This is a genomic window from Sphaerochaeta sp. S2 (genome assembly GCF_016406725.1).
In the GTDB taxonomy this organism is placed as follows: domain Bacteria; phylum Spirochaetota; class Spirochaetia; order Sphaerochaetales; family Sphaerochaetaceae; genus Sphaerochaeta.
Window position 1 is genome coordinate 1 of the sequence record NZ_JAEKNT010000083.1, and the last position, 4,332, is coordinate 4,332.

Here is a 4,332-nt window from a genome sequence, read left to right on the forward strand (position 1 = left end):
CTGTAATTGGGTGGGGGTTGGTTCACTTGTCGTCTAAAACTTTGGAACCAACCCCTCTTGTTTTCTTGCAGCCTGGACTATACCACAAAGACAGGCAAGAAATCCCCTTCCTGTGCTAATGTGACAAAATCCCTTCCGTTATCTCAAGACATTATCACTTCCCAATGAGAATATTCTATCCAATTTTAACAGTTGCGTTGAGGATTAAACAATAGTACTATAGCTATGAGTGAATTTAATTGATTATAAGGTGTGATTTTATATGCGACTTTTATATGATTCTAAATCAAAAGAATCAATCCTTGACTTTGCTAGGAAACTTGAAGGTTTTTCGGTTGCTGAAGCTCTTGATAAAGATAAAATGTATGGTGGTAGTTTAGTAACCGAGGGGATGGAAATTCCTGAGAAAACGTATTCAGGAAAAGGTGGATTTGGTAATTATTTAGAAGAAGTATACTTCGGAACAGTTAATAACTCCTTTTCTAGAGCCGATTTCGAAGAAGCCGGGTTAGAACTAAAAACAGCGCCTTTGAAAAGGCTTGCAAATGGACAAGTTCGTGCAAAAGAACGAGTTGTCCTTGGATTAATGGATTTTATGAGTATCGTTAATGAATCCTTCGACAGTTCTCATTTTCTAGAAAAGAATCATATTATCCTGCTTGTATTCTATTTCCATGATTCAATTAAAGATTTTTGCAATCTAGATATCCCTCTGGTTGATATTTGGGATTGTATTAGAGAAGATGGAGCACAAATTAGGGAAGATTGGGAACTCATCGTTAACAAGGTCAGAGAAGGACGAGCACATGAAATCTCCGAAGGGGACACCCTTTACTTAGGGGCATGTACAAAAGGATCTACAAGAGACAAGTCTCAGAGAACCCAACCCTATTCGGAATTATTGGCTCATGCTAGAGCCTTCTGTTTTAAAGTTCAGTACGTAAACCATATTTACCAAGTTCTAAAGAATCGAAAAAAGAACCGAGAGATTTCATATTTCCATATAGATAAACGTCCAGATGCAGATCTTGGCCAGGTTATCCAAAAAAGGTTTCATCCATATATTGGAATGGACACCCAAAAGATCTGTTCTCTTGTTAACATGCCCTATACCCCGAAGATTAAAAATTTCTATGCATTGTTGGCAAAACAAATTCTTGGTGCCACAAAAAATCAACAAATTTATGAGTTCCAAGCAGCCGGTATACAAATAAAAACAATTCGAATTGAAGCAAATGGAAAGTGTAAAGAATCAATGTCATTCAAACAAATTCGATATAAAGAAATTATTACTCAAGAATGGGAGGATAGTGATTTCTATCTTGAGCTTACAAGCAAATTCTTTTTTATCGTCTTCAGACACAATAATCCTACTGAGCCTTATAGACTTGAAAGTGTATTTTTATGGAATATGCCGGAAAAGGACCTTCGAGTTGTAGAACAGGTTTGGCAAGATACTAAACAAAAAATTGCAGACGGTATCTATGATAACTTTTTCAAATCAAGCGAAGATATGATTGCCCATGTCCGTCCTCATGCTCGTGATTCCTATGATCTTATGCAGACGCCTCAAGGGACAATGGAGAAGAAAAAGAGTTTCTGGCTTAATAGAAGTTACATCAACAGCATACTTATAGGAAAATGATATACGGGATGTTTCATTTGCAAAAACTAGAAACTCCACCTATCTATAATAGTTTAAAATCCTTACCATACTTGAGTAACATTAACCCCATCTTTTCAATCAGTCCAACAACTAATGCATTACCCATACAAAAATAACGCATTCTAAGGGGCATTCCGGTAGCGGTCCAACCTGGTTCGAATCCGTCAAGTTTTTCACACTCTTGAGGGGTAAGTAATCGCAAACGATTTGTATGAGGATCTCGTATTACGTGAGTAGACCGGTTTTTTGTAGATTCAGAGGTAAGCATCGTCCTACTTGGGCGATCAAGAAATTCTGGAAAAGGAATCGCTCCTTCGGTGTAATTATACTCAAAACCATCCCTTGTTTTTCTGACCTCTCTTTTTGAACCCTTCATATATTTCCACTTTTCTAAATCTTGATCATCTAAATAAAAAGATTCATCTACTTCTTTATCAAGAATATCACCGAGAGTACGTCCACCTTGAACATGAATTGGGACCGTATGAAGATGGAAACACCTAAAATCGTAACTAAACCCTGAATTACTGAAAAGCGTTGAAAATTCGTTTGTGATCTTTACTAAATCTTCAGGTATATCAACTTGATGCAGGGGTTTATCCTGTTCAACTGGGAAAGCTTGTGCAAAGAATCCTTTTTTGAGTAGGACACTTTCAGCATCAGACGTATATAATGAAGAAACTTTTTCATTTGTTTTCGACGCAAATATAAAGGTTCTCCTCCTTCGTTGAGGAAATCCATAGTCTGCCGCATTAATGACACGCCATTCAACTACATATCCAAGTGCATTCAAGCATGACAATATTATCGCGAAGTCTCTTCCTCTTTGATTCGCTGGTGATTTAATCAATCTATCTACATTCTCTAGCAAAATGAATTGTGGCTCTTTCGCTTCAATGATTCTCCGTATTTCCCACCAGAGTATCCCTTTCTTTCCCTGAATTCCTTTTGCTAGAGTTGCTGCTACAGAATAATCTTGGCAGGGGAACCCTCCAACAAGTAGAGTATGGTTAGGAATATCTTCAGCTTTTACTTGGGCAATATCCTCATTTGAATGGATACCAGTTGTAAAATGTGAAGTATAGCAATCAAAGGCCCATTGGTTCTTCTTACCTGGTTCCCATTGATTTGCAAAAACAACATCCCATTTGCCAGCTGCTTCTAGCCCAACTCGAAACCCACCTACACCAGCAAAAAGCTCAACAACACTATATTTTTTCTTATTAGACATAGAACCACCAAATGTTAATCATATTGTAATCAGTATACTCAATCTGAGCTAATCGATCTAGTGGGAATATCGAATTTTATCAAAGTTTGTTTATGATACTATTAAGGTTATTTAATAGAACTCAGATGACTTTCACACTTTCAGCAACAATCTCTAGGAATTCATTCTTTCCAAGTCTAATCCCAGATTCAACTAGACGATCTTGTCGCTCATCGAAAAGTCTTTTCAGTACAGGTTTCTGCTCTTGTCTTATCCCATTATGTAGAAGTCTATGACATGTCGGACATAAAGAAATAATATTTGCATATACATCTAAGCTCACATTAAAATGGGCCTGCAGATTCATGGGTATTAAATGGTGTCCTTCCATATATGGAGTCCTATATTTCCTCGAAGTAAAAGTAGAATGAGACGTATTTGATTCACATAGAAACTTTTCAGATAATAATACTTGCCGGACTATTACACGATCTCTACTCGGAACTTCTTTTGCATAAACTTTTTTATTATAATGAATAGGGATAGGACAATCTATTAAAGAGAGTGGATTCGGTACTGCATCAAATTTTTGACCTTCGACGAATTCCATATAACGATGTAATCCTGCAGTATACATGCGGTTACCTCGCTCATCTAAGTCAATAAATTCTTGATTGCTCTTTAAAATATCTTCAATTCGCTTTAAATCATAATATGAATCAATATCATAAAGAGTCTCTTCAAATTCTAGATACCCCAGCTGATGAAGTACCTGACTTATTTTCCTCATTGATTCTTGGTAGTGTCGTGCTGTCGAAGCTTTCTTTTTGCGAATCTCCACTAGATATCTTTCAAAGTATTCTTGTTGCATATGTTTCACTTCCCTCAGTAAGTCTACAATACATCCAGGGTAATGCAACCACAATCATCAACTCAGAGGACATTCTACTTTACAAGAAACCTCCAACAATGAACTGGCTTCTTTCCCTTGCCTTCTCACCATATCCTACCTATACTATGGACATTAGGAGGACATCCATGGACCTATTTGAAGTAGCAATTAAACTGGAACAGGAAGGTATTCAGTTCTATACTGACCTTGCAAAAAAGGCACCAGACGAAGGTTTTGCAAACATCTTCAAGATGCTCGCTGATGACGAAAAGAAACATGAAAGTTATTTCCGTGCCCTACAGAAGAAGAGTGCACCAGTAGCAGTTAATACCACGGTAATAGAAGCAGCAAAGAAAGTCTTCAAGGCATTCGACCCAGATTCATTTCCCTCTGCAACTGATCAGATTCCTGCCTACGAAGAAGCCCTGGCTGTAGAGAAGAAGAGCATAGAGTTCTACAAGGAACAACTTCCACAGGTAACAGATGAAGAAGCCAAGAAAGCTCTCTCGCTTATCCTCTCAGAAGAGAAACGTCACTATGAAGTACTCAAGGAGATGCTTAAGC

The 4,332-nt window shown here is 37.5% G+C and carries 4 protein-coding genes; 2 read left to right on the top strand and 2 right to left on the bottom strand.

Translation table 11 applies throughout. The annotated features are described in order from the left end of the window. The first annotated feature begins 262 nt into the window (after positions 1 to 262). Positions 263 to 1,645, top strand: coding sequence for a Sau3AI family type II restriction endonuclease (locus JF818_RS02120; RefSeq protein ID WP_198890341.1), 1,383 nt, complete (start codon positions 263 to 265; stop codon positions 1,643 to 1,645). A gap of 43 nt (positions 1,646 to 1,688) precedes the next feature. On the opposite strand, the gene dcm is transcribed toward JF818_RS02120, so the two are convergent. Next, positions 1,689 to 2,897, bottom strand: a complete 1,209-nt coding sequence (dcm, locus tag JF818_RS02125) for a DNA (cytosine-5-)-methyltransferase (RefSeq protein ID WP_198890342.1) — start codon at positions 2,895 to 2,897, stop codon at positions 1,689 to 1,691. A gap of 121 nt (positions 2,898 to 3,018) precedes the next feature. Then, the gene (locus JF818_RS02130) at positions 3,019 to 3,747 is read right to left on the bottom strand and encodes an HNH endonuclease (protein ID WP_198890343.1); all 729 of its coding nucleotides are present in this window, start codon (positions 3,745 to 3,747) and stop codon (positions 3,019 to 3,021) included. A gap of 167 nt (positions 3,748 to 3,914) precedes the next feature. Between JF818_RS02130 and JF818_RS02135 the strand changes: the two genes are divergently transcribed. Beyond that, on the top strand, positions 3,915 to 4,332 hold a 418-nt coding region (locus JF818_RS02135; protein WP_198890344.1), incomplete at its 3' end, for a ferritin family protein.